The organism is Sulfitobacter mediterraneus (assembly GCF_003054325.1).
Lineage (GTDB): Bacteria > Pseudomonadota > Alphaproteobacteria > Rhodobacterales > Rhodobacteraceae > Sulfitobacter > Sulfitobacter mediterraneus.
On the sequence record NZ_QBKU01000002.1, the window covers coordinates 394,197 to 418,244 of the forward strand.

Genomic DNA, 24,048 nt, shown 5'->3' on the forward strand with positions numbered 1-24,048 from the left:
TTTCTACCCGATCTTGTGCTGAATTGCGAGTTGTGCAGCAGCCAACCTTGCTACCGGAACACGAAATGGAGAGCAAGAAACGTAATCGAACCCCGATTCCCGGCAGAATGCAATCGATTCGGGGTTGCCGCCGTGCTCACCGCAGATCGACAGCGTGAGGCCGGGCTGCGCCGCCCGCCCGCGCTCCGCACCCAACTGCAAAAGCTCGCCCACACCCTCAATATCCAGAACATGAAACGGATCTTCTGGGAAGACCCCCTGTTGCACATAATCGGACATGAACCGCCCGGCATCGTCGCGCGACAACCCATAGGTCATCTGGGTCAAATCGTTGGTGCCAAAGCTGAGAAAGGCGCAATGCGGTGCAATTTCCGCCGCGCGCAACGCCGCACGCGGCGTTTCCACCATTACACCCAACCGGTAGGTAAAGCTGGCATCGCTTTCGGTGCGCACCGCCGCCGCCACCGCATCCACGGAGGTCTTGATCAGCTCAACCTCGCGTTTGGCGCTGACCAGCGGGATCATGATCTCAGGCACGACAGGTTCGCCATCCTTGCTTGCCGCAATCGTCGCCTCAAAAATCGCCCGCGCCTGCATCTCGTAAATCTCTGGCACGGTGACGCCAAGACGCACACCGCGCAGACCCAGCATCGGATTGTATTCGCTCATTGCCTCGATGCGGCGGGTCACATCCGACAAGGGCAGGTTCAGCGCCTCGGCCAGCTCGCGCTGGCCAATCCGATCGGCGGGCAGGAATTCGTGCAAGGGTGGATCAAACAGACGAATGCACACCGGTTGCCCCTGCATGATGCGGAACAATTGGGTGAAGTCATCCCGCTGCATCGGCAAAAGCCGTTCCAGCACCGCACGGCGATCCTCGCCGGTTTCGGCAAAGATCATTTCACGCATCACGGTCAGGCGGCCGGGATCAAAGAACATGTGTTCCGTGCGGCACAGCCCGATGCCATGGGCGTTAAAATTGCGGGCGGTTTGCGCGTCCGCTGGCGTGTCCGCATTGGCGCGAATGCCGATATCCGCGACCTGCTCTGCCCAGTCGAGCAGTTTGTTGAAGGTTTCGTCCAGCGCGGCCTCTTGCATTTTCACACTGCCCGCCAGAACTTCGCCGTTTGACCCATCCAGTGTGATCTCGTCACCTGCATTGAACACCCGGCCATCCGGCGCGGTGATCTGCTTTTTCTTCAGGTTCAGCTTCATCGAAGACGCGCCAACAACGCAAGGCAGGCCAAGCCCGCGTCCAATCACGGCGGCATGGCTGGTGATCCCGCCTCGTTCCGTCAAAACCGCGCTGGCCGCATGCATCCCGCGAATGTCTTCGGGGCTGGTTTCGCGACGGATCAGAATGCAAGGTTCACCGCGTGACGCGCTGGCCTGCGCCTCGGTTGCGGAAAACACGATCCGGCCCGTGGCCGCGCCGGGGCTGGCAGCAATGCCGCGCCCGATCACGTCACGCTTGGTCTTGGGGTCAACCTGCCGGTGCAACAGCTCGGTCAATGTGCGCGGTTCCACCCGCATCAATGCCTCTTCTCGGGGGATGATCTTGTCATCTGCCAACCGCACGGCAATACGCACCGCCGCTCGCGATGAACGCACCACGCGCACACCGTCCAGAATGTGCAAGGCACCATCCTGCACCACAAATTCGACCTGCATTTCCTCGCGCAGCTTGGCCCGCATCAAGGCCGCATGCTGGGTCAGCTCGGCAAAGGCGTCAGGCACCAACTCCTCAAGCGACATGCCGCGCGGATCTTTGGTCAGGTACAGCGCCTCTGAATCGCCTTGCAACGCGTCGCGCCCCTGCGATTGGCTCAGATAGCGACCCTTGATCTGCGGCAGCCCGGTATCGCTGTCCACCAGTTGCAAAACCCCCGAACCGCATTGACCGGTGCCAACGCCAAAGGCCATCTCCTGCACCACAAGGCCAAGCCCCGCATCCGCAGGCGCCCCTTTGGCCTGCCGCAAAAGCCGCGCCGAGGTGCCGCCCCAGGCCCGCGCCATTGAGCGCAATACGCCCGCCAGCTGTTTGGCCGGATCTTGAGGAAAGCTTTCCTCGGTCTCTTGTTCATAGGCCCAGAGCGATTGTTCCAACGCGGCGCGGCCATCGCCGGTCACATCGTCAAACATATCCGGATCAAGCCGGGCCACGTTGATCGCATAGGTCTGGACAAAACGGGTATAAAGCGCCGCTGCCGGCTCTTCGCCCATGGTCTGGCAAAACTCATCAAACCGTGCGCCATTGATGCCAATGTTCAACACCGCCCCCGGCCCGCCCCAATCCGGATCCTGACTGGAGGGGCGCACACAAAGCAACGCCTCTTTGGGAAACTGCGCCACCACGGCGTCCACATCGGGCAAATGCCCTTCGGCGATCTTTTGCACCGCATCAAAAGACAGCGCCACCGTGCGCGGCACCGGCAGATCCAGCCGCACCAGCCGTTGCAGACATTTCGCCCGCCCGCCGTGGGTGTCATTCGCAATCGGACCGTCGGCCGTCACAAGCGTTGTATGTGGATTATTCTGCACCGCAGCACCTTTCGTGTTCAGGTGCAGCATAGGCAGTTGACGCCAACTGGCAAGAGAAAGGCGTCTGGCTCAGAGACCAAGCGCCCTGCGCAGAATGCTATTTACCTCCGCGCTCATGTTTCCATGTGCCTTCAAACCATCAACCACATCCGGATCCAGCATCAGATTGACCCGCTTTTTCCGGACCGATGCTGGCATGGTTGGCCGGCCGCGTTTGGCCGATGAAACCCAAGCGTCATCCAGCTCAAGCGCGTCACCGTCGCGATCAATGTAACTTTTAGACCCCTCTGTCATATGCACGCCTTTCTCTTTGATTGGCCTTTCTCAGGCTGATGATCCGCATCGCACCATTTCGTTCGCACCAGACCAGCACACACAACCGGCCGTGGATTGGCCCAAGTGTCACAAATCTCCGTTCGCCATAATTATTGCGGCTGTCTTCGCGGGTCAGTGCCAGCGGCCATTCCAGATGTTCCACATCTGCAAAATCCACCCCGCGCTCTGCAAGGGTGCGTTCGCGCTTTTGCTCATCCCATTCGATGTCCACAGATTAAACATACACACGTTTAATCTATTTTCAAGGCCTACCCATCAATCCGCGTCAGATCCGCGACCGAGGAACATGTGGTGCGAATGCGGCTGAGCAGGTTCAGACGGTTGCGGCGCACGGTGCCATTGTCACTGTTGACCTGCACCGCATCAAAGAACGCATCAATTGGCCCGCGCAGCGCGGCCATGGCGGACATCGCTGTGATGAAATCCTGCGCGGCCATTGCCGGGGCAATCGCGGCTTCGGCCTTGTCCAGCGCGGCAAAAAGCGCCTTTTCCTCATCCACTTCGGCAAATTTGATATCTGCGCCGTAGGAGTATTCCACCCCATCCGCCGCTTCGGCCTGTGTCAGAATGTTGTTGGCGCGTTTGAAGCCCTGGATCAGGTTTTCACCGTCATCCGTGGACAGGGTCTCGGACAAGGCGCGGGCACGTTTGACCAGCAAGGTCAGATCGTCGTTGCCCTCCATTGCGATACAGGCGTCGATTATATCATGGCGCACGCCTTGATCGCGCAGATAGACTTTGAGGCGGTCATGGAGGAAGCCAAGCAGGTCCACCGATTTGTCCGGCACCTGTTCACCCAACTCTTTGAAGGCGTCGTTATATTCGCCCTCTGCAAGCCGTTCTTTGACAGTCTTGAACGCCGCGCCAAACACCCCGTGTTCGGCGATCTCTTCAACCAAATCGCGGATCAGATCTGTCTTGAGATCCCCGTTGGACTGCCCTTTGTTGCGCACAAGTTGTGCATCGATGAAGCGGTCCATGCGCAGGGAAATGTCATTCTCAACCAAGATCCGGATCACGCCCAGCGCCGCACGGCGCAGGGCAAAGGGATCCTTAGATCCTGTCGGCTTTTCATCAATCGCCCAGAACCCGGTCAGCTTGTCGATTTTTTCCGCCAGCGCCACGGCCACGGAAACCGCTGCTGTTGGCACATCATCGGATGGCCCAAGCGGCGCGTAGTGTTCCTTGGCCGCTGCTGCAACCGCATCGCTTTCACCCGCCGCTTTGGCGTAATAGCTGCCCATAAGCCCTTGAAGTTCGGGGAATTCATAGACCATTTCGGAACTCAGATCCGCCTTGGCCAGACGGGCCGCGCGTGCCGCTTCATCTGCATCTGCCCCGACCATCGGTGCCAGATCAGCCGACAACAGCGCCATGCGTTCAATCAATTCGGCCTGCGTGCCCAGCTTGTTGTGGAAGGTCACATTCTCAAGCGATTTGACCCAAGCGCTCATGCCCTCATTCGAGGTCGCGGTGCGCAGGTCGTTCTCCCAAAAGAACTTCGCATCCGCCAGCCGCGCCGACAGTACCTTTTCATTGCCCGCCAGAATGGTCGCGCCATTGTCCGCCGTTGTGCGGTTGGCCACGGTGATAAAACGTTCGATCTGCCCCGTTTTGGGATTGCGCACGGAAAAGAACTTTTGGTGTTCTTTCATCGAGGTTTGAAGCACCTCTGGCGGCAGGCCCAGAAAATCATCGGCAATCTGGCCCATCAGAACCACCGGATATTCGACCAGCCCTGCAACCTCGGCCAACAGACCTGTGTCTTCAACCACTTCGAGACCATTGGCAAAGGCGATGTTGATGGCATCGTTCCAAATGGTTTCGGCCCGTTCTTCCGCCGACAAAACCACAAAGGCCCGCTTCAGCTTGGCGGCGTAGTCCTCAAAGCTGGTGACTTTGATCGCCTCGGGCGCGAGGAAACGGTGACCGCGGGTCTCATCGCCAGAGGTGATCCCGTCCACGTCCAGCGCCACAACCTCGGCGCCGTCTTCGGCGGACATGATGCACAGAATGGAATGCAGCGGGCGCACCCATCTCAGGCTGCCACTGCCCCAGCGCATGGATTTGGGCCATGGGAAATTGCGAATGCTCTGTTCAAGGACTTCGGCCACGATCTCGGATGCCGCGCGGCCCGGCTTTTCGATCTTGGCAAAGAGGATCTTGCCCTTGGGGGTATCGCGTTCCTCAAGCTGGTCGCGGGTCAGGCCCGCACCGCGCAGGAACCCTTCGATGGCTTTTTCGGGCGCGTCTGCCTTGGGGCCTTTGCGTTCTTCGACGGTGCGCGGGCTGGCGGCCAACATATCACCCACGGCCAGCGTCAACCGGCGCGGCGTGGAAAAGGCAGCGGCAGAGCCATAGGTCAAACCCGCCTCGACCAGCCCATTGGTCACCAGCTTTTTCAGATCCTCAGCGGCGCGGGTTTGCATCCGCGCGGGGATTTCTTCGGAAAACAGTTCAATCAGCAGGTCTGGCACGGGCGGTGTCCTTCGTCTTGCCGCGATGCGGCGCGTCTTTTGCGCTTGGATACCCGCAGGGGCCGCTTGGGTCCAGCCCCGAAGCGCCTCTGCCGTGGCTATAGAGTCCGGTCTTTAGCTGGCCAATGTCCGGATATCCGGCGCTGACAGCTTGGGTACGACCCGCCAGCAGGCCTCGACCATGTTGTAAAGGGCAAAGGCGACCAGCCCCAGCCCGGCACCGGCCAGCAAGAACCGCCCCAGATAGGCACTGCGCAACTGGTCCAGCGCCTGCCCCAACCCGCCCGCCTGCGAGGGATCGGCATTCAGCGCGGCAAAGCCAAGCGACAGGGCCACCAGCGCCAGCATCAGACCATAGATGATCAGACCTGCGGTCAGCACAGGATCGACCTTCTGTGTGAACTGTGAACGGGCAAGATGCGACTTGTAACTGCCGCGCCAGCCCTTCTGCATGTAGTAGATCCCTGCCCCGACAAGGATCACCGCCGCCAGCGCCACCAGATACCGGCCAGCCGGCATTGCCATCAACCGCGCGGTCCAATCCTGCGCTGCGCTGCCGCCTTGATCCGATCCGGCATAGGCCAGACCAATCACCGACAACCCGATCCCGCCGTGGATCAACCCGGTCACGATCTGGCCGCCTCGCGCGATCAGGCCCTTTGGCCCGGTGCCATGATCCTCAACGTCCGCAATCCCCGCCGTGACACGCCAAACCAGATAGGCCATCAGGCCAAGCCCGATAGCCCAAAGCGCCGGAACCCCCATGGGCTGTGCCCGCAGCGCCGAGAGCGTATCTTCGGTTCCGGAGCTGGACATTGAGGAGAACGACGCCCAGAACGCCAGCCCTCCGATCAGGAAATAGATGATCCCGCGCGCGGCATAGCCGCAGCGCATGACCCATTTGAGGGCAGAATGAGGGGTGTCAGACACAGGCAATTTCCTTTCGCTAAAAAGAAAACGCCTGTGAGGGGCGGTTTGGTTCCGCTTTGAGCTAGGATTAGTCCGAGAGGCTTGACGGAAGCGGCGGGCATTCTTCGCCGACAACCGTGCCGTCATATGCCTTTTCGCCGCAATCGTTCAGCTCATGCCAGACATAGCCGCGCCCGTCATCCGTGATCGCGACAATCCGGTCGACGCCGTAAGCGATGTTCTTTTGCCCCAGAAAGGTCAGCGCGGTGCCGGTCTCGATTTCAATGCCCAAGGCTTCGGCGTCAAAACAATCAAACCATCCCGGCGCATTGCGCGGTGTGGCACTGTCGACCAGCACATAGGTCTCGGTCAGCAATGGCAGGCTGAGATCGGTGGTAAAACAGGCGCGGAACCGAATGGGAGAGCTATCTGCATCAATGGCCTGCATCCCGTCTGCTGCAATGGTCTCCGGCTCTTGCGTGCCCAGCGAGACCAAGGTGACATCCGCCGCAGGCACCTCGCGGTAAAACCCGTAGATTTGCAGGTAATAAAGGCCAAGGCCCGCAATCAGCGCCGACACCATAATGACGATTCCCACGATCTTGCCGTTCATATCCCTGCCCTCAATCTGGCCACGCGATTACGCGGCATCCTCGGACCAGCCACCGGCGCGGGTCTGCACAAAGGCATCCGCACACATCTTGGACAATGCCCGCACTCGTCCGATATAGGCCTGCCGTTCGGTGACAGAAATAACGCCGCGTGCATCCAGCAGGTTGAACATATGGCTGGCCTTGATGCATTGGTCATAGGCCGGATGCGCCATGATGATGCGCTTGCCGGTCTTTGGATCGGTCGCGGGTTGCTCAAGGATCACCTTGCAATGGGCCTCGGCCTCTTCGAACTGGCGCAGCAACACTTCGGTGTTGGCGGTGTCAAAGTTCCAGCGGGCGTATTCTTCTTCGGTCTGTTTGAACACATCCCGGTAGGTCAGCGGGATTAGCGCATCTGGATCGTTGAAGGGCATGTCCATCACATGATCCACGCCCAGCACATACATCGCCAGACGTTCCAACCCGTAGGTCAACTCACCCGAGACCGGCGCGCAATCATGGCCGCCGACCTGCTGGAAATAGGTGAACTGGCTGACTTCCATGCCGTCACACCAGACCTCCCAACCCAGACCCCAGGCGCCCAAGGTCGGGCTTTCCCAGTCATCCTCAACAAAGCGGATGTCGTGCAGGTCCATGTTGATACCAATCGCCTCTAGCGAGCCAAGATAGAGCTCTTGCAGGTTCGGCGGGCTGGGTTTGATCAGCACCTGATACTGGTAGTAATGCTGCAAGCGGTTCGGGTTTTCCCCGTAGCGGCCATCGGTCGGGCGGCGCGAGGGCTGCACATAGGCGGCGGCCCATGGCTGGCTGCCGAGGCTGCGCAATGTGGTGGCCGGATGGAACGTACCGGCGCCAACTTCCATGTCATAGGGTTGCAGAATCGCGCATCCGTGCTGCGCCCAATAGTTTTGGAGCGCCAGAATGATCGCTTGAAACGACCGGGGTGTTTGCGGCTTTTCGGACATGGAGATCCCCTTTGAACTTGCGCGACTTACCTACGAGCGCAGCCGCGCAGGGTCAATTGCAGCAATGACACATTTTCAACGTGCTTTCCCATGGCATTTTGGCGGATTTCCTGCTTATCTGCGGCGAATTTTGGTGAACGAGAGCTGAGTTGACGATGTTGCGCATTTTGAACGTCCTTATGACAACCCTTCTGGCCGTATTTCTGGCCGTGCCTGCCATGGCACAATCACAGTCTGATGACGATGTCGTCTGGGTGCAAATCGAGGCGCATCCAAGCTTGGCGGCCGCAACCGAACGTGCCCGCGATTTCAGCGCACAGTTTGAGGATGTAAACGGCTTTGCCCTTGGCGGTGGCTGGTACGGCATTGCCGTTGGTCCCTATCGCCGCGCCGATGCAGAACTGGTCCGGCGGACCTATGTGCGGCAAGGGTTGGTGGCGCGTGACAGCTTCATCCAGCTCTCCAGCCGGTTCCGCCAACAGTTTTGGCCGATTGGCGCAAATGTGCTGAACCGCGGTGTTGTTGAGGCCCCCGCCAGTGTTGGCGCCCCTGCCCCGCAGACCCCGACCGAAACACCAACCGAGGAAACGGCGGTACAGGAAGAAGCGCCCGTGGTTATTGCAGAAGAGCCTGATGAGACCCCGCGCGAGGCGCGCCGGAGTGAACAGCTTTTGAACCGCGATGAACGCAAGGATTTGCAGATCGCCTTGCAATGGGCAGGCTATTACAACGCCGCGATTGATGGCGCCTTCGGGCGCGGCACACGCAATTCGATGGCCGCGTGGCAAGAGGCAAACGGCTATGACGTCACCGGCGTTCTGACCTCCCGCCAGCGGGCGGCGCTGATCGGGCAATACAACGCGGTTCTGGACGGTCTGGGCCTGCAAATGGTCCGTGACGAAACAGCAGGCATCGAGATCATGATGCCCACTGCCGAGGTTACCTTTGCACGCTATGAGCCGCCGTTTGCCCATTACGACAGCACGGGCAACATCGGTGCCAGTGTCTTGCTGATCTCGCAGGCCGGCGATCAAAACACGCTCTTTGGGCTTTACGACATTATGCAAACCCTTGAGATTGTGCCGCTGGATGGCCCGCGCGCCCGCAAGAACAATTCGTTTGAACTGATCGGCGAAAACGGCAGCATCATCAGCCAGACGCAGGTGTCTTTGCAAAACGGCCAGATCAAAGGCTTCACCCTGATCTGGCCCGCCGGGGATGAGGACCGCCGCCGCCGTGTTGTGGCAGAGATGTCGAAAAGCCTGACACGGCTGGACGGCACTCTTGATCCCGCAGCGGGCGGCAGCGACACGCAGGCGATTGATCTGGTTGCCGGGCTGAAGATCCGCCAGCCAAAAATCTCGCGCTCGGGGTTCTTTATTGACGGGCAAGGCACCGTAGCAACCACATCCGAGGCGGTTCAGGCCTGCACACGCGTAACGCTTGATGGCGACACCGAGGTGGACGTGTTGGCCGACGACAGCGTCAGCGGCGTGGCGCTTTTGAAACCGCGCGACCGCCTGTCGCCGATGGCCGTGGCACGGTTTGGCAACACCCCGCCCCGCTTGCAATCGGAGATCTCTGTCGCGGGATACTCCTACGAAGGCGTGCTCAGCGCGGCCACATTGACCTTTGGCACCTTGGCTGATCTCAAAGGCCTGCGCGGTGAGGAAAACCTGAACCGACTGGCGCTGGCCGCGCAGCCCGGAGATGCTGGCGGACCGGTCTTTGACGTCAGCGGCAACGTTCTGGGCATGCTCTTGCCCAACGCGCAGGACGGTCAGCAATTGCCGGAAAACGTCAGCTTTGCCATTGAGGGGGCCACGATTGCCGAACTGGTACAGCAGTCCGGTTTGAGCCTGACACAAGCGGACGACACCGGGTCCGTTGCACCGCGCGATCTGCGGATCGCGGCGCAGGGCATGACAGTTTTGGTCAGCTGCTGGGAATAAGGTCTGGTACCCTGCGGAGCTTTGAAGGCTCCGGAAAGAACGGCTGACACTGCAAAAGAACAACGCAACGCCCCGGAGTTTCCAAAAACTCCGGGGCGTTCTTTTTACAATAAGATCCGGTTAAGCGGTCAGTGCCGGTGTGAGATAGATCAACGTCGGCCCATTGGCATCAAAAGCCGCCGACACCGCGCTTTGCATCTCGTCCAGTGACCCCGGCGCAACGGCCCGCGCCCCAAAGGCTTCGGCCAGTTTCACAAAATCGGGATTCTGGGCAATCACCGCATTGGGCGCGATCTGTGCGCCGACCATGCTGTCTTCGATCTCTTTCAGCTTGCCATTGTCCCACAGGATGATCGGCAGGCTGAGGCCCAGCTCTACAGCGACGCCCAGTTCCTGCATCGTGTAATGAAACCCATAATCGCCAATGATCGCCATCGTCGGTTGCCCGCGCCGCGCCACCGCGCCGCCAATCGCAGCTGGCGTGGCATAGCCCAAGGTGCCAAAGCCATAGGGATGGTGCCAATGGCCGGGGCGGTCCATATCCCAGACCTCTTTGGCGACATAGGCAAACTGGGTCATGTCCGAATAGATCATCGTATCGTCTGGCACCGCCGCCCGTAGCGCATCACAAATCGGTACAATGCCCGGACGCTCCGCATCGGTTTCGGCCCGCCACCGGGCGCGGGCTGCGGCGACCTGTTCGGCCGTCCAGTCGCTGCTCTCGGCGTCTGCTGGCAACGCGGCGGACAAGGCAGACAAAAACGCGTTCGCATCTGCATGAATGGCAAAGCTGGCGCCTTGCGGATCGCACAGCACTTCAGGGTCCAGATCAACGCGGATCATTGGTGCGGAATGGCCCAAATGAGCGCGCCACAGATCGACCTCCACCAGTTCGGTGCCGACAGCCAGCACCAGATCAGCCTCGGCCATCACCGCAGCGCTGTCAGCCCGTGCCAGACAGGCCCCGAAATGCAAAGGCGCATCAGGCCCGACGATCCCGCGCCCGGCATAGCTGGTTGCGGAGGCCGCACCGCTTTTGCGCAAGACCTCTCGCGCGGCTTCGGAGGCCTGCGCCGCCCCGCCGCCAAACACGATCATCGGCTTTTTGGCCGCCGCCAGCATCGCCGCCACCTCGGCCACGTCATCGGCGTGGGGCGCGGGTCTTTGCCGCTTTGATGTCTGCACCAAATCCGCTGCGGGCGCCTGCGCCTCCAGCTGGGCAATCGGCACCTGAATATGCTTGGAGCGTGGGCGTTTGGTTTCAAACTCGACCAAGGCACGATCAATCAGCGCATAGGCCGCGTTCGCCGACAGGGCCGTTTCGGACCAATCGCACACTGTGCCAGCGGCGATCTCTTGATCCTTCATCTGGTGCAATTGCCCGCGCCGCGCCGCTGTTTCGTCCAAGCAAGATGACAACACCAACACCGAAACACTGTCCGAATAGGCCTGTCCCATCGGCGTCATGATGTTGCACACCCCCGGCCCAGTGATCACATAGGCCACCCCCGGCCGACCGGTCGCGCGGGCATAGCCATCCGCCATGAACCCTGCACCCTGTTCGTGACGGGCCAGCACATGGGTGATGCCTGCTTCCTCAATGCCGCGGTACATTTCCTGATTGTGCACCCCCGGAATGCCAAAGATCACATCGACCCCGCGATCCTTGAGCATGTGAGAGATTTGCGCACCCAAAGGACGGGTGCGCATCGCGCCGGTTTGATCAGCCATCAGGCCCTCCAGAATTTAACGGTAAGAATGACGTAGACCGCCATCAGTTCGAGACGCCCGATCAGCATCGCGGCTGTCAGGATCCATTTTGCAGTGTCATTGAGGCTGCCGAAATTGCCCGACGGGCCAATGATATCGCCCAGCCCCGGACCAATATTGGCCAGCGCCGCGGCCGCACCGGAGACCGAGGTCACAAAATCCAGTCCCGTCATGCTCAGCGCCACAGCCACCAATCCCATCGTCACCACGAAGAACATAAAGAACGACATCACCGAGCTCAGAACGTCCTGCCCCACAGGTCTGCCGTCATAGCGGGGGGTGAAAATGCCATGCGGCGACCGAATGCGTCGCAATTGGGCGCGGATCGAGGCAAACAGCAGCTGATAGCGGAAAATCTTGATCGAACAGGCGGTTGACCCCGCACAGCCGCCGATCAGCCCGATGAAAAAGAACAGCGCCACCGCAAACGGACCCCACTGCATGTAATCGACAGAGGCATAGCCGGTGCCAGAGATGATCGAGGTGATATTGAACAGCGCCTCGCGAAAACTGCGCTCCCAGCCAAAAGAAAAGGTCTGCTGCAACGAGATCACGATCACCGCGACAAGGATCAGGATCGTGACCAGAAATCCGCGCACCTGCGGGTCACGGTGCAGCGCCAATGGGTTGCCGTTGATCAATTGGACATAGCGCACAAAGGGCAGTGCCGCGAGGATCATAAACACCGTGGCGACATATTCCATCGGCCCCGAAAAAGCGCCGAACGAAGCGTCATAGTTGGAAAATCCGCCCGTCGAGATCGTGGTCAGCGCATGTACAGTCGCGTCAAAGGCATTCATCCCCAGCGCCAGATAGCTCAGGATACAGCCCATGGTCAGCCACAGATAGATCACCGCGATCTGGGTGGCGATTTCACCGGCACGGGGCAGAATTTTACCAAAGGTATCAAACCCTTCGGAGCGGAAGATCTGCATGCCGCCGACCTTCAGCTCTGGCAGGAACACCATCGCCACAACGATGATACCGATGCCGCCCAGCCATTGCAGAATACCGCGCCAGAGCAGCAGCCCCTTGGGCAATGTATCCAACCCCGACAAAACCGTGGACCCTGTCGTGGTCAGCCCAGACATTGCCTCAAACACCGCGTCCGTGACGCTTGAGTTCGTCTCGCCCAGAATAAACGGCAATGCACCAAACAGCGGCAGCATCAGCCAGACACCCGTGGTCAGCAAAAACGTCTGCTGGATTGTCAGCCCTTCGCGCACGCCATTGGAACAGGCCAGCGCAATCATGCCGCCGCCCAGCGTGGTGATCAAAAAGGTCTCGACAAAAACGATGGCATGGCCGCGCCCTTCGGCCAGATCGACCAGCATCGGCAAGAGCATGAAAAGCCCCAGCACCGCCACCAGCAGTCCAACAACATATCCAACAGGGCGCAGATCCATCATGCCGCAGCGTTGGCGCGGGGGCGGGCCAGTGTCAAGCCGCCCGGGCCAAACAAAAAGGCCCCGCCCAGCCGCGAAAACGCGACGTCAGGCAGGGCCAAATGAGTGTTGGGCGGTGGTGCCGCTCAGACGTAGTAGATGTCTTTGAACACGTAATGCACGATGTCGTCGCGTTTGATGTTCAATTCCGCCAGTTCGGCGTCCGATTTTGCCCGCAGCCGTTCCACACGGTCGATCCGCCGTTGGCCGGCGGAATTGGTCATGATCGCGCGGCCAAACTTGAAAAAGCTATTGGCAATTGCGTCCAGCAGATTGCGGGTCATGGTGATTTCCCGGCCCAGTACTTCGGCGGGGGATGCGATGTCGTTATATGCCATTGTTTTATCTCAGCAAATGATTGGGTTGTCTTGACCACTACATAGGGGCCGACATCACCGGGCAGTACCGACAATACTGCATAGCCGCCGCCCGCCCCGCACAGGGCAGCGGCGCGCCAGAAAGATCAATCCGCAGCGTTAACGCGGGCCAAGGCGTCACGGGCGATCATGATGTGAAACGGCAGGATCATCCGCAGATAAAGCTGACCGCCGATGTTGTGGGGATGCACCCAGGTGGCCAATGACACCTGCCCGCCCTGCCGCAAAACCGACACTCGAAAATCAAGGTGGCGGTCGTTGAACCCTGCAATCAGCTCGCCTTCGGTATCGATCTCAACCGGGAAAATGCCAACCTTATCTTTGCCTTCCGGCCCATCGTTGGACAAACCAAAGGGGGTGGTCACCCAGCGACGGATCATCAACAGAAATTGCGCCCAACCGGGAAAGCTGGTGATGATCTCGGCGGCGCGGCGCGGCGGCATATCCGCCGCAACTGTATAACAATCAACAAAATCACGCGGCCCGACCCGCGACCAAAGCTGGCTGTGAATGGGAAGATCAATCTTGCGGACCCGTGTCATGTCGGCGCTCCTTGGCTGATTAAGGTCAGCCTAGCCGCGCCCGGCCTGCGCTGCAGTGCGGCATAGAGGCGCAGTACGCCCCCGCCCTGCCCGTTAACCGACGTGAAACAGCGTGTTGAACAGCTTGGGGTCGATGCTTTGCATCTCAAAGGTCGGCCCCTCGGTCAGAACGCTGATCGCATCATGGCTGTGCAGGCTTTCTTGATGGCTGGCAATCACACGGAAATCTCCGACGCGCGGGTCTTCCTGCAATTGCTGGCAAAACAGCCGCGCTGCATCTTCAACAAAGATCGGATTGGCCGCGTTCAACTCAGCAAAGGCCTGTTCATCCTCACGCTTGACCATCACTTGTGTCTCGGTCGGCACCGCGCGGCGGCACGCCTCGATCAGGTCTTCGAACCACAAACAGCTGTTGTCGCCCTCAAGCACGGCTGAAATGCGCGCCACGGATCGCTGCGAGTGCGGAGTGGCCAATTGATTGCGCGTCGCACGTGCATGTTCGCTCAGCTCCAGTGAACAGGGGCATGTGCTGGAATAAACGTAGTCCAGATGGATGATCTTTTGACGCACGCCGTCTTTCTCCACCAGCTCCAGCGCGATGTCGTAATACTGATAACCCGAGAGGCCAGAGCGCAGGCTTTCGATTTTCATCGGGAAGGAAAACCGCATCTGGATCCGCGCATCAAAGCTTTCCAGATCGGATTTGTAATCATCCAGCGCCGCTTCAATCACATGAAAGCTGAACGTGCGTTCGGCATGCTTGTAAAAGCTGCGCATGATCCGGGACATGTTGATGCCCTTTTTGTCGGCCTCAAGGCTGACAGATCCTGTGATCGAGGTTTCAAGCGTCAGATCGCCATTGTTGCGGGTATGAAACCGGATCGGCAGGCGAAAGTTGGAAATGCCGACATGTTGGATCTGTTGCTTGGCCCCACGGATCAGGCTGGACGGGCCGTTTTGCAAGTCCGGCAATCCGGCCTTGTAAGCGGCATCCACCTTAAAATCCTGCGGGTAGTCGCGGTTGAACTTGGGATAGTCACCTTTGCCTTGCAACAGCCGCACCACTTGCGGATCAAGCGCATCAATCTCGGTCGCGCTGGCCCCTGCGGCCCAGGCCTTGAGCGTGGCAAGTGCCTGTTCAGCATCGGACCGATCTGGCCCTTTTTCGACGGATGTGATGGCATTCATGGCGGTCTCCCCCTTTTGGTGCCTGCCTCATACTTATGCTGCGCGGCGCCAATTACCAATTATCATAACACATACGGTGCAAGTCGGGGCTTGGATCACACTATTTGCGTCCTTTGAGAGGCCAAAACCAACATCCAGCGCCAAAAAAGGCAAGGAATGGCACGGTTTGCAGGTCAAACCGTGCCGCGTGCATCACAAATCAGTGAGCGCCTGACGGATATCGGCGATCAGATCCTGCGGATCTTCCAGCCCGATGGACATCCGCACCAGCCCCGGTGCGATTCCCAACAGCTCTTTCTGATCCTGCGGCAACCGCTGATGGGTGGTGGTGGCCGGATGGGTCAGAATGGTTTTGGCATCGCCCAGATTGTTGGAGATCACCCCGACCTGAATTGCATTGAGAAACTTGAACGCCGCGTCCTTGCCGCCCTCGAGGACCAGCGTCAGCACTGTGCCGCCTGCCCCCATTTGCGACAACGCGAGTGCATTCTGCGGATGATCCGCCAAGCCGGGATAGATCACAGTCTCCAACGCCTCATGGCCCTGCAATGCCTCCGCAATGGTCTGAGCGGAGGCAGCTTGCGCCCGCACACGCAGGCTCATGGTTTCCAAACCCTTGAGCATCACCCAGGCGGTAAACGGGCTCATGGAGCCGCCGGTGTGTTTCATGTAAGGCTCAACCGTGCCGCGGATAAATTCGCGGGTGCCAAGGATCACGCCGCCCAAGGCGCGGCCCTGCCCGTCAATGTGCTTGGTCGCCGAATAGATCACCACATCCGCGCCCTGCGCGATGGCCTTGGAAAACTCCGGTGTGGCAAAAACATTATCGACCACCACCAGCGCCCCCTGCGCATGGGCCAGTTCGGACACCGATTTGATATCCACCAGTTGCAGCGTCGGATTGGACACCGATTCAAAAAACACCGCTTTGGTATCCGGGCGGATCGCCGCCTCCCATGCCGCCAGATCGGTGCCGTCCACCAAGGTGACCTCAACCCCGAACCGCGCCAGCACGTCTTCGAGAACATAGAGGCACGAACCAAACAGCGCCCGCGCCGAGACAACGTGATCCCCGGCCTTGAGCATCGCAGTCAACGCGCCACTGACCGCCGCCATACCGGATGCGGTGGCAAAAGCATCCTCCGCCCCTTCGAGCGCTGCAATGCGGTCTTCGAACATGGCCACGGTTGGGTTGCCATAACGGGCATAGATAAATTCGTCCGGGCCGCTTTCCAAGAAACGTGCTTCGGCGTGTTCGGCGGTCTCGTAGACAAACCCTTGGGTGAGGAATATCGCTTCGCTGACCTCGCCATATTGGCTACGGCGGGTGCCGGCGTGAATGGCTTTGGTGCGCGGATGCCAATCGTTGCTCATCGTCTTTTCCTTTCGCGCCTGCGCTGCAGGCATAAATTGACCCGGCGGCGAAAGAGACAAAAATGCCCCCAACGCGGTCAAGCGAAAGAGGGCTTTCATCCTGACCTTTTAGCAGATTGTTTAACGTGGCCCGCAATCCGGTTACAAATCACCACGGGATCGCTTTACGCCTGATGGCGGCATGCGTCAATGGTGCGTGATCTGCGCCGCCTTCCCCTTGCATTTCGCGGTCAACACGCCAAGTTTGCCCCAAATTTAGCAGGAGCGCCCCATGACAGCCCCCATCGACCTCTATTTCTGGCCCACGCCCAACGGTTGGAAAGTCTCCATCGCCCTCGAAGAGATGGGCCTGCCCTATGACACCCACCTGATCAACATCGGCGCAGGCGATCAGTTTGCGCCAGAGTTTTTGCAGATCTCCCCCAACAACCGCATGCCAGCGATTGTGGACTCTGATGGCCCGGAAGGCGCGCCCATTTCGATCTTTGAAAGCGGCGCAATCCTGCAATACCTCGCCCGCAAGACCGGCCAGTTCTGCGGCACCACCGAACGCGAACGCATTGCGGTGGATCAATGGCTAATGTGGCAAATGGGCGGGCTGGGCCCGATGGCCGGACAAGCGCATCATTTCCTGAAATACGCCCCCAATATGGAGCCGCCCAACGACCTGCCCTATGCTAAGGACAGATACCGCAACGAGGTGGCGCGGCTTTACGGTGTGCTGGACCGGCAGTTGGCGCAGCATGAGTTTGTCGCGGGTGATTTTGTCTCGATTGCGGATTTTTCCATCTGGGGATGGGCCTCACTTTGGGAGGGTCAGCAACAGACGCTGGACGACAAACCGCATATGGCCCGTTGGCTGGACCAGATGGCAGCGCGACCGGGAGTGCAGGCTGGCCGCGCATTATTTGCAGAGAAACGGGGCGACATCGCCAAGGACAAAGGCGCACAGGATCAATTGTTTAAGCGCTGAAACTTGCGGCGGGCGCGGAAATTTTCAAAATTTCCGAACGGACTTTTTCAAAAAGTCCGCTACGCCCCGCTGTCGTCCTTTTCGATCCCATAGGTTTGGAACAAGGAGCCTTGCGTCATGAAAAATGCAAAGATCGCCGCCGTCAGCCCGAAGGTTTTGAAATAGACCCAGATCTCCGTGCTGAACATCCGCCAGATCAGTTCATTGGCGATGGCCATGCCGAAGAAGAACAGCATCAACCGTTTGGTCAGCAGCATCCAGCCCGCATCCTCCAACGGCATCATCTCTTCCATCACATATTTGAGATAAGACCGCCCGCGCAGCAATCCAAAGGCCAACAAACCGCCAAACAAGGCGTAAATCATCGTTGGCTTCATCTTGAAGAACCGGTCGTCATTCAGCCAGACCGACAGCCCGCCAAACACCACAACCAAAACAACCGTGGCAATCTGCATCCGGTTGATTTTACCCGTCAGCGCCCAGATTGCTCCGGTCGCCGCCACAAGGATCGGGATAAACGCCGCTGTCACAACAATAAATCCGTCATATTCGGTGCCGCCGATGGTGAACACACGGTCCTTTAGCCGCAGATAGGCGACAAAAAACAGGATGATCGGCCCGTATTCGAGCGCCATCTTGACCATAGGGTTGATCTGCCGTTCCTGCGCCATCGTCTGCTCCTGCTTATCCGCCCATCTCAACTATCACGGCCCCCGCCGCAATCAAGGCCATCAGCGCCACGCGGCGCGGGCCAACGGTCTCTTTCAAGAACACCCAGCCGATGATCGCGGCAAACACCGTCGAGGTTTCGCGCAGCACCGCGGCCTCGCCCACTTTATCCAGTCGGGTGGCCATCATGATTGCGCCAAAGCTCATGAAAGCGACCAACCCGCCAATCACGCCGCGCCCCATCAAGGGGCCAAGCGCCGGTGCATCTTCCATGGTCCACCAGCGCCGCGCAGCGATGAAGGGCATCACCAGCCCGTCAATCATGAAAAACCACGCCAGAAAGGTGAAAGGATCCGCCGTCGCGCGAATGCCGTAAGCGTCATAAGTGGTGTAAAGCGCCACAAAAAGCCCGGTCAGCACCGCAATCGCAAGCGCGGCATTCAGCGTGTCCCGCTCTGCCGTGAGAAAGATCATGTTGTAGATCGCCAACCCAAAGATCCCCGCAAGCAAAACCGCAACGCCCATCCATTGCAGCAGGGTAAAGCTTTCCTCGAAGATCAAGTAAGCCCCGATCACCGCAAAAAGCGGCCCCGTCCCGCGCACCACCGGATAGACCACGGTATAGGCGCCCTTGGTATAGGCCCAAGCCTGCAACATCTTGTAAACGATGTGAATAAGGAACGCGCCAAGGAAGATGATCCACATATGCGGCTCTGGCCAAGGCACCACAAAAAGCGCAAATGGCGCGGCCATCACACAATAGGCAAAGTCAATCGCCCCGCGTGTCAGCCAGGGATCATGCCGCCCCTTTTGCAGCGCCCCGAAAACCGCATGCAAAAACGCCGCCATGATCGCCAGCCACAGGGCCACAGTATGGCCCGTTGCCGTCCCTTCGATAGAGATCAACCACTCGGTCATGGACGGGCAAGGCCGGGTCTACACTTCACCGTTCATAACCGACAAGGGCATCTGCAAATTCCTGCGGGTCAAAGGGTGACAGATCATCAATCTGTTCGCCCACACCAATCGCGTGGATCGGCAGACCAAACTGATCGGCCAGCGCCACGAGAACGCCACCCTTTGCCGTGCCGTCCAGCTTGGTCATGACCAGACCGGACACATCGGAAATGTCCTGAAAAACCTTCACCTGATTGACCGCATTTTGCCCGGTGGTCGCATCCAGAACCAACAGGGTGTTGTGCGGCGCGGTTTCATCTTTCTTGCGGATCACGCGCACGATCTTGGCCAGCTCTTCCATCAGATCACCGCGGTTTTGCAATCGTCCCGCGGTGTCGATCATCAGCAAATCAGCGCCGTCTTCCTGCGCTTTGCTCATTGCGTCAAAGGCCAGACTGGCCGGGTCGGTGCCCTGCGCCGCCGTCAGAACAGGCACGCCCGCACGGTCGCCCCAGACCTGCAATTGTTCCACCGCAGCGGCGCGGAATGTATCACCCGCCGCGATCACCACCTTCTTGCCCGCCGCTTTGAACTGGCTAGCCAATTTACCGATAGTCGTGGTCTTGCCCGATCCGTTCACACCAACAACAAGCACCACCTGCGGGGTCTTGGCATAAAGCGGCAAGGGCCGCGCGACAGGGTCCATGATCCGGGCGATTTCATCGGCCATCAATTGCTTGATCTCGCCAACCGACAGCTTTTTGCCAAACCGCCCCTCGGCCATATTTGCGGTCACCCGCATCGCGGTTTCCACGCCCATATCGGCGGTGATCAGCAGCTCCTCAAGCTGCTCCAGCATGTCGTCGTCCAATGTCCGGCGCACCACGGTTTTGGGCGCGGCGCGGCCCATGAGGCGGCCCAAGAGACCCGGCTTGGCGGCCTCTGTCGGCATTGCCTCTTCCAGATCGGGCGCGACGGAGGTCATGGTGGTGCGCAGCGGTTCGGCTTTGATCCGCTCTGGTACCGGCGCAACTTCTGGCTCTGGCTCTGGCTCTGGCTCTGGCTCTGGCTCTGGCTCTGGCTCTGGCTCTGGAAGGGTCTCGGCGATCTCTTCCTCTATGGCCAGCGCTTCTATTGGTTCTGGATCGGGTGTAACCGGTGCAGGCGCGGGTTCCGGCATTGGCTCTGCCACCTCTGCAACCGGCTCCGCTGGTGCAGGCTCCGGGTCGAGGGCCTCAGGCAGAATCTCTGCCGCTGCCGCTGGGGCCTCTTGCATCACCTCGTCAACAGCCACCTCTTCCGCGCCGCCATCACTGACAATCGCCTCCAGCCCTTCATCAATCTTGGACGAGGATTTAAAGAGCTTGTCTTTGAGCTTTTTGAAAAATGCCAAGGGAAATCTCCGCGCAGGTTTTCCCTGATCTATAGTCTAGTTCCGCCGGATGGAAGGGTGACCGGTTAAAACACCCCTTGCCCAGCCGACCCGAGGGTCAAAAGCACGATCGCCCCCCAATATAGCGGCCAGATCAGAACGTTGGCCCAACGTTCAACCCGGTCCCCCCGCGCCAAAACAAAGGTTTGCAATCCCAGCAAGGTATCGGACGCCGCAAAAGCCAATGCGCCCGAGACAACGAGTGGCACTGCCGTCATCAAACCACAGATCCCCATGGCGATGATAATGCCAATATAAACAGCCACCGGAAGGCGCAGATCGCCCGCGTTGGGCAACAGCACCCGCACCATGACGCCCGCCAGAACCGCCAAGCCAAGAAGCAGTGCAAATGCCAGCGGCGCAGCCAGATGAGCCGGATCAGGGCTCAGCCTAATGAAAAACACCGCGATCCAGGCCAGATGTCCCAAAGCAAAGGCGATCAACCCACCCAGAAACGCCTTGTCCCCCGGACGGGATAAAACCACATCACCAAGGCTGCAAAGCGCCAGCGCCATCGCCAACGCGGGCATCCCTGCCACGAGCGCTGCAATCGCAAGAGGAAACACTGACAAGCCTTTGACAGCGCTCCGAAAAATACTGTGGCCTTCGGACAGCGTCAGCGCCCAATAGATCGCGGCCGCCGCCCCTGTCAGTGCCCAGATCAAACCTTAGATCTCGTCCGGGAAATGCTTCATCACCAACCGGATCGGGTTTGGCGCCGCCTGCCCCAATCCGCAGATGGAGGCATCAACCATCGCTGTGCTCAACTCATCGAGCAAGCCCTGATCCCAGCTGTCTTTCTGCATCAGTTTCACCGCTTTTTCGCAGCCAACCCGGCACGGCGTACATTGACCGCAGCTTTCGTCCTCAAAGAACCGCAGCATGTTCAGCGCCGCCGCTTTGGCCGAATCCTGATCCGACAGAACCACCACAGCAGCCGAGCCGATAAACGATCCATGTGGTTGCAACGTGTCGAAATCCAAGGGGATGTCATTCATCGACGCAGGCAGCAATCCCGAAGACGGCCCGCCCGGCTGATAGGCCTTAAAGCTATGGCCGCTTGCCATGCCGCCGCAGGCCTCGATGATGTCGGTGATCGTAGATCCTGCTGGCAGCAGATACATGCCCGGATTGGCCACGCGGCCCGACACGGAATAGCTGCGCAATCCTTTGCGGCCGTTCTTTTCGGTGGACGACAGAACCTCAGGCCCTTCGCGGCAGATCCGCGCGACCCAGTGCAGGGTTTCGACATTGTGCACCAATGTCGGTTTGTTAAAGATCCCGACCTGCGCCACAAACGGCGGGCGGTGGCGCGGCATGCCGCGTTTGCCTTCGATGCTTTCAATCATCGCGCTTTCTTCGCCGCAGATATAGGCACCTGCGCCGCGGCGCAGATCAATATAGCCCGGCTTAACGATGCCCGCGCTTTCGAGTGCTGCAATCTCCCGGCGCAGGATCTCCAGAACCGCAGGGTATTCGTCGCGCATGTAGACAAACGCTTTTTCCGCCTCGACGGCCCATGCGGCGATCAACATGCCCTCAAGGAACAGATGCGGTGTGCGTTCGAGATACCAGCGATCCTTGAACGTGCCCGGCTCACCTTCGTCGCCATTCACGGCCAGATAACGGGTGCCAGCATTGGCGCGGACAAAGCCCCATTTCTTGCCCGACGGGAAACCCGCACCGCCCAGACCGCGCAGGCCGGAAGCCAGAACCTTTTCCTGCACCTCTTCCCAATTGCCATTGTCGCGCAGGTCTTTGAAGGTCTCATAGCCCCCGGTGGCGGCATAGGCCTCATAGGTTTCATAATCGGGCAGATGGGCGTGGGTGTCCTGCGCGGCAATGGCGGCCTGCACCTTTTCAGGGGTCGCATTGTCGATATGGTTGTGGCCCAGTTCCAGCACCGGCGCGGTGTCGCAGCGGCCCATACAAGGTGCGCGCAAAACCCGGACCTCAGCCGGATCAAGCCCGTCTTCGAGCGCCGCTTTCAACTGCTGTGCACCAGCCAGCTCGCAAGACAACGAATCGCATACCCGAATGGTCAGTGCGGGGGGCGGTGTTTCGCCTTCTTTGACCACATCAAAATGCGCATAAAAGGTCGCGACCTCGTAAATCTCGGCCATCGACAGGCGCATCTCTTCGGCCAAGGCGCGGATATGCGCGGCGGACAGATGGCCATATTCATCCTGAATCAGGTGCATATGCTCAATCAGCAGATCACGATCGCGGCTTTTACCATCAAGCAGCGCGCGCACCTCGTCCCAAGCCTGATCCTCAAGCTGGCGACCCTTGGTGTGGCGGCGGCCCTTGCCTTTGCCGGACTTCCAGACGCCTTTTTTCGGCCCGTCGCCTGCGGTCTTGGTGTTCTCATCCAGCGCCATGATCTACCCTTTTTGTGCATTGGTTGGCGCATCTCTAACAAATCCTTAGGGGCGGGCACGATAAAAAAGCGACAATTCCATCGCAGTTTGCGCGGGCGGCGGGTGATAAGTGTGATTGTGCCGCCCGTGCCGCCGCGCCAGAATGCGCCCAGTTGAGGAGAGCCGTTTCGTGTTGTGGTATGCCATCGCCAGCTTGACCCCTACGGCGTTTCTCGGGGCCGCCAGCCTGTGGGGCGGGATTTGGCCCCTGCTGGCTTTGCTGTCGGTCACGGGCGCCGTGTATCTTATGGACCGGCTGAACCGGTTGCCGGCAATCACGCAAAGTTCCGGACTTTGGCTCTGTTATATTCTGGCCGCCGCGCATGTTCTGGTTCTATGGCTGGGGGTTATCGCCCTGTCTGCGGATGGCACGCTGGATCTGACCGGTAAAGTCATGACCTTTGCCGCCTTGGGGTTGTTCTTGGGGCAGGTGTCAAATTCCAACGCGCATGAGCTGATACATGCCAAGGCACGTTGGCCCCGGCGGTTGGGCGCGTTGATATTCTGCACGCTTGGCCACGGGCATCATGTATCGGCCCATTTGCATGTTCACCATGTTCACGCGGCCACAGACAACGATCCGAACTCGGCCAGATTGGGCGAAGGCTTCTGGCAGTTCTGGCTGCGGGCCGCCCCGGCAGAGTTTATGGCCGGCCTGAGGGCTGAGACCCGTAGACATCGGGGCAAACCGCTGCGGCACCCTTACGTGATTTGGATTGGCGGTGCCGCAATCAGCCTGCTGTTGTCCTATGCGCTTGCGGGCATGGGCGGGGTGTTGATCCATGCTGCGTTGGCCGCCTATGCGCAATGGCAATTGCTGCTGTCCGATTATGTCCAACACTACGGGCTGCGCCGTACCGCCGAGCCAGATGGCAAAGCTGAACCCATGGGCCCGCAACACAGTTGGAACGCCCCGCAGTGGTATTCTTCTGCGATGATGCTGAACGCGCCGCGCCATTCCGACCACCACCTGCGCCCTGCCCGTCCGTTTCCCGCTCTGGAAGTCACACCAGGCACGATGCCAGTGCTGCCCCGATCCCTGCCGGTTATGGCAAGCATCGCGCTGATCCCGCCGCTGTGGCACCGGATGATGGATCACCGCGCCGCCCGTTGGCAAAATGCGGCCTCTGGCGATCTGGGGTCTGGCCGATGAGGTCCATTTCTGAC

Annotated in this window: 22 protein-coding genes and 1 riboswitch; of the genes, 4 read left to right on the forward strand and 18 right to left on the reverse strand. The window is 59.5% G+C overall.

The window, feature by feature from the left end:
* Window positions 1–3: 3 nt before the first annotated feature.
* From C8N31_RS05030 to C8N31_RS05060, 7 genes are all read right to left on the reverse strand, one after another.
* A complete protein-coding gene (locus tag C8N31_RS05030) occupies window positions 4–2,571 on the reverse strand; it encodes a putative PEP-binding protein (RefSeq protein ID WP_051544628.1) in 2,568 nt (855 codons plus the stop codon).
* 39 nt (window positions 2,572–2,610) lie between these two features.
* Window positions 2,611–2,835 carry a BrnA antitoxin family protein gene (locus tag C8N31_RS05035; protein ID WP_025048815.1) on the reverse strand — a complete coding sequence of 75 codons (225 nt, stop codon included), beginning with the start codon at window positions 2,833–2,835 and terminating at the stop codon, window positions 2,611–2,613.
* On the reverse strand, window positions 2,819–3,088 hold the full coding sequence (locus C8N31_RS05040) for a BrnT family toxin (RefSeq protein ID WP_025048814.1): 270 nt from the start codon (window positions 3,086–3,088) through the stop codon (window positions 2,819–2,821). The genes C8N31_RS05035 and C8N31_RS05040 overlap by 17 nt, the downstream gene beginning before the upstream one ends.
* Window positions 3,089–3,125: 37 nt before the next feature.
* Window positions 3,126–5,354, reverse strand: a complete 2,229-nt coding sequence (gene glyS, locus C8N31_RS05045) for a glycine--tRNA ligase subunit beta (protein WP_025048813.1) — start codon at window positions 5,352–5,354, stop codon at window positions 3,126–3,128.
* 114 nt (window positions 5,355–5,468) lie between these two features.
* A complete protein-coding gene (locus C8N31_RS05050) occupies window positions 5,469–6,284 on the reverse strand; it encodes a DUF1206 domain-containing protein (protein ID WP_231476847.1) in 816 nt (271 codons plus the stop codon).
* 67 nt (window positions 6,285–6,351) lie between these two features.
* Complete coding sequence (locus C8N31_RS05055) at window positions 6,352–6,876, reverse strand: DUF6446 family protein (protein ID WP_025048811.1); 525 nt, start codon at window positions 6,874–6,876, stop codon at window positions 6,352–6,354.
* A gap of 27 nt (window positions 6,877–6,903) precedes the next feature.
* Entirely contained in the window at window positions 6,904–7,842 is a 939-nt protein-coding gene (locus C8N31_RS05060) for a glycine--tRNA ligase subunit alpha (RefSeq protein ID WP_025048810.1), read from the reverse strand.
* Here C8N31_RS05060 and C8N31_RS20465 point away from each other — a divergent pair.
* Both C8N31_RS20465 and C8N31_RS05065 read left to right on the forward strand, forming a co-directional pair.
* Window positions 7,841–7,990, forward strand: coding sequence for a hypothetical protein (locus C8N31_RS20465; RefSeq protein ID WP_211313760.1), 150 nt, complete (start codon window positions 7,841–7,843; stop codon window positions 7,988–7,990). The genes C8N31_RS05060 and C8N31_RS20465 overlap by 2 nt on opposite strands.
* A gap of 31 nt (window positions 7,991–8,021) precedes the next feature.
* A complete protein-coding gene (locus tag C8N31_RS05065) occupies window positions 8,022–9,794 on the forward strand; it encodes a serine protease (protein WP_025048809.1) in 1,773 nt (590 codons plus the stop codon).
* Between the two features lie 120 nt (window positions 9,795–9,914).
* Here the strand turns inward: C8N31_RS05065 and C8N31_RS05070 are convergent, their stop codons facing one another.
* The 6 genes from C8N31_RS05070 to metZ all read right to left on the reverse strand — a co-directional run bounded on the left by C8N31_RS05070 (window position 9,915) and on the right by metZ (window position 16,490).
* Window positions 9,915–11,468, reverse strand: coding sequence for a 5-guanidino-2-oxopentanoate decarboxylase (locus C8N31_RS05070; RefSeq protein ID WP_025048808.1), 1,554 nt, complete (start codon window positions 11,466–11,468; stop codon window positions 9,915–9,917).
* 56 nt (window positions 11,469–11,524) lie between these two features.
* Window positions 11,525–12,973 (reverse strand): TrkH family potassium uptake protein, encoded by a 1,449-nt coding sequence (locus C8N31_RS05075; RefSeq protein WP_025048807.1) that lies wholly within the window; start codon window positions 12,971–12,973, stop codon window positions 11,525–11,527.
* Between the two features lie 122 nt (window positions 12,974–13,095).
* Window positions 13,096–13,347 (reverse strand): hypothetical protein, encoded by a 252-nt coding sequence (locus C8N31_RS05080; RefSeq protein ID WP_025048806.1) that lies wholly within the window; start codon window positions 13,345–13,347, stop codon window positions 13,096–13,098.
* Window positions 13,348–13,472: 125 nt separating this feature from the next.
* Window positions 13,473–13,928, reverse strand: a complete 456-nt coding sequence (locus C8N31_RS05085; protein WP_025048805.1) for a DUF2867 domain-containing protein — start codon at window positions 13,926–13,928, stop codon at window positions 13,473–13,475.
* A 93-nt stretch (window positions 13,929–14,021) separates the two neighbouring features.
* The gene (folE2, locus tag C8N31_RS05090) at window positions 14,022–15,116 is read right to left on the reverse strand and encodes a GTP cyclohydrolase FolE2 (protein WP_025048804.1); all 1,095 of its coding nucleotides are present in this window, start codon (window positions 15,114–15,116) and stop codon (window positions 14,022–14,024) included.
* A gap of 192 nt (window positions 15,117–15,308) precedes the next feature.
* Window positions 15,309–16,490, reverse strand: a complete 1,182-nt coding sequence (gene metZ / locus C8N31_RS05095) for an O-succinylhomoserine sulfhydrylase (protein WP_025048803.1) — start codon at window positions 16,488–16,490, stop codon at window positions 15,309–15,311.
* 88 nt (window positions 16,491–16,578) lie between these two features.
* Window positions 16,579–16,655, reverse strand: a riboswitch (SAM riboswitch).
* A 106-nt stretch (window positions 16,656–16,761) separates the two neighbouring features.
* On the opposite strand from metZ, the gene C8N31_RS05100 reads away from it, so the two are divergent.
* Window positions 16,762–17,463, forward strand: coding sequence for a glutathione S-transferase N-terminal domain-containing protein (locus C8N31_RS05100; protein ID WP_025048802.1), 702 nt, complete (start codon window positions 16,762–16,764; stop codon window positions 17,461–17,463).
* Between the two features lie 59 nt (window positions 17,464–17,522).
* Here the strand turns inward: C8N31_RS05100 and C8N31_RS05105 are convergent, their stop codons facing one another.
* The 5 genes from C8N31_RS05105 to C8N31_RS05125 all read right to left on the reverse strand — a co-directional run bounded on the left by C8N31_RS05105 (window position 17,523) and on the right by C8N31_RS05125 (window position 22,842).
* Window positions 17,523–18,134, reverse strand: coding sequence for an inner membrane-spanning protein YciB (locus C8N31_RS05105; RefSeq protein ID WP_025048801.1), 612 nt, complete (start codon window positions 18,132–18,134; stop codon window positions 17,523–17,525).
* A gap of 13 nt (window positions 18,135–18,147) precedes the next feature.
* On the reverse strand, window positions 18,148–19,050 hold the full coding sequence (locus C8N31_RS05110) for a DMT family transporter (protein WP_025048800.1): 903 nt from the start codon (window positions 19,048–19,050) through the stop codon (window positions 18,148–18,150).
* A 25-nt stretch (window positions 19,051–19,075) separates the two neighbouring features.
* Window positions 19,076–20,422 carry a signal recognition particle-docking protein FtsY gene (gene ftsY, locus C8N31_RS05115; RefSeq protein WP_025048799.1) on the reverse strand — a complete coding sequence of 449 codons (1,347 nt, stop codon included), beginning with the start codon at window positions 20,420–20,422 and terminating at the stop codon, window positions 19,076–19,078.
* A gap of 65 nt (window positions 20,423–20,487) precedes the next feature.
* The gene (locus tag C8N31_RS05120; RefSeq protein ID WP_025048798.1) at window positions 20,488–21,126 is read right to left on the reverse strand and encodes a lysoplasmalogenase family protein; all 639 of its coding nucleotides are present in this window, start codon (window positions 21,124–21,126) and stop codon (window positions 20,488–20,490) included.
* A gap of 3 nt (window positions 21,127–21,129) precedes the next feature.
* Entirely contained in the window at window positions 21,130–22,842 is a 1,713-nt protein-coding gene (locus C8N31_RS05125; RefSeq protein WP_025048797.1) for an NAD(P)H-dependent oxidoreductase subunit E, read from the reverse strand.
* A gap of 169 nt (window positions 22,843–23,011) precedes the next feature.
* Here C8N31_RS05125 and C8N31_RS05130 point away from each other — a divergent pair, with 169 nt between their 5' ends.
* Window positions 23,012–24,034, forward strand: a complete 1,023-nt coding sequence (locus C8N31_RS05130; RefSeq protein WP_025048796.1) for an alkane 1-monooxygenase — start codon at window positions 23,012–23,014, stop codon at window positions 24,032–24,034.
* Window positions 24,035–24,048 lie beyond the last annotated feature (14 nt).

Coding starts and splice junctions, on each gene's coding strand:
- C8N31_RS05055 (WP_025048811.1), bottom strand. CDS start 6,876: ATGAACGGCAAGATCGTGGGAATCGTCATTATGGTGTCGGCGCTGATT.
- C8N31_RS05085 (WP_025048805.1), bottom strand. CDS start 13,928: ATGACACGGGTCCGCAAGATTGATCTTCCCATTCACAGCCAGCTTTGG.
- folE2 (WP_025048804.1), bottom strand. CDS start 15,116: ATGAATGCCATCACATCCGTCGAAAAAGGGCCAGATCGGTCCGATGCT.
- C8N31_RS05125 (WP_025048797.1), bottom strand. CDS start 22,842: ATGGCGCTGGATGAGAACACCAAGACCGCAGGCGACGGGCCGAAAAAA.
- C8N31_RS05030 (WP_051544628.1), bottom strand. CDS start 2,571: ATGCTGCACCTGAACACGAAAGGTGCTGCGGTGCAGAATAATCCACAT.
- C8N31_RS05065 (WP_025048809.1), top strand. CDS start 8,022: ATGACAACCCTTCTGGCCGTATTTCTGGCCGTGCCTGCCATGGCACAA.
- C8N31_RS05070 (WP_025048808.1), bottom strand. CDS start 11,468: ATGCTCAAGGATCGCGGGGTCGATGTGATCTTTGGCATTCCGGGGGTG.
- C8N31_RS05075 (WP_025048807.1), bottom strand. CDS start 12,973: ATGATGGATCTGCGCCCTGTTGGATATGTTGTTGGACTGCTGGTGGCG.
- metZ (WP_025048803.1), bottom strand. CDS start 16,490: ATGAGCAACGATTGGCATCCGCGCACCAAAGCCATTCACGCCGGCACC.
- C8N31_RS05035 (WP_025048815.1), bottom strand. CDS start 2,835: ATGACAGAGGGGTCTAAAAGTTACATTGATCGCGACGGTGACGCGCTT.
- C8N31_RS05060 (WP_025048810.1), bottom strand. CDS start 7,842: ATGTCCGAAAAGCCGCAAACACCCCGGTCGTTTCAAGCGATCATTCTG.
- C8N31_RS05105 (WP_025048801.1), bottom strand. CDS start 18,134: ATGGCGCAGGAACGGCAGATCAACCCTATGGTCAAGATGGCGCTCGAA.
- C8N31_RS05080 (WP_025048806.1), bottom strand. CDS start 13,347: ATGGCATATAACGACATCGCATCCCCCGCCGAAGTACTGGGCCGGGAA.
- C8N31_RS20465 (WP_211313760.1), top strand. CDS start 7,841: ATGGAGATCCCCTTTGAACTTGCGCGACTTACCTACGAGCGCAGCCGC.
- C8N31_RS05100 (WP_025048802.1), top strand. CDS start 16,762: ATGACAGCCCCCATCGACCTCTATTTCTGGCCCACGCCCAACGGTTGG.
- C8N31_RS05110 (WP_025048800.1), bottom strand. CDS start 19,050: ATGACCGAGTGGTTGATCTCTATCGAAGGGACGGCAACGGGCCATACT.